This window comes from Spiroplasma sp. ChiS (genome assembly GCF_002968355.1).
Lineage (GTDB): Bacteria > Bacillota_I > Bacilli_A > Mycoplasmatales > Mycoplasmataceae > Spiroplasma > Spiroplasma citri.
This window is the reverse complement of record NZ_PUUH01000273.1, coordinates 1-647: the sequence shown is the minus strand read 5'-3', so window position 1 is coordinate 647 and position 647 is coordinate 1. Positions and strand designations below refer to the sequence as shown.

Below are 647 nucleotides of genomic sequence, written 5' to 3'. Positions count from 1 at the left end.
TTAGATGTCGAACCTAATGAAAAAGAAAATGATACACCTAAAGAATTTAATAAAGAACCTCTTTATAAATCACCTTATAATTTAATCTCAGATGATGTAAAAGTTAATCAAATAATCTATAAAGGAAAAGAAAAAAATGATAAATGAAATACGTTTAATGGGTCATCTTACCCATGATTTAAAAAAGGAATATGTCAAAATCAATAGCGAGGAAACAACAGTTGTTAATTTTCAAATCGCGGTTAATTCACATAAAGATAAAGACAAAAATAAACCATTATTTGTTAATTGTGTCGTTTTTCGACAACAAGCAGATAATCTTTTTGCTTATTTAGGAAAAGGAGACCGCCTTTATGTTGCAGGTTCGTTATCTATTCAAAAATATAACGACCAAAATGGGGGGAAAACAGCACGAAAGTGATTGTTTCTAAACTTGTTTTCTTAAATAATAATAAAGAAAAAGACCAAGAATTACCTTTTTAAAAAAATATCAATCAAATTAAGGAGTTTTTTAAAATGGTTAATGAACAAAAATGTGAAAAAGAATAAGAAAAAGACCAAGAATTACCTTTTTAAAAAAATATCAATCAAATTAAGGAGTTTTTTAAAATGGTTAATGAACAAAAATGTGAAAAAGAATATCACGA

The 647-nt window shown here is 26.0% G+C and carries 1 protein-coding gene and 1 pseudogene; both read left to right on the top strand.

Annotation, left to right across the window (positions count from 1 at the left end; all coding sequences use genetic code 4):
- A pseudogene (locus tag C6B38_RS11405) lies at positions 1 to 207 on the top strand (hypothetical protein); the annotation flags it as partial.
- Positions 137 to 445, top strand: a complete 309-nt coding sequence (locus C6B38_RS06840; protein WP_199558609.1) for a single-stranded DNA-binding protein — start codon at positions 137 to 139, stop codon at positions 443 to 445. The pseudogene C6B38_RS11405 and the gene C6B38_RS06840, both read left to right, overlap by 71 nt.
- Positions 446 to 647: the final 202 nt, after the last annotated feature.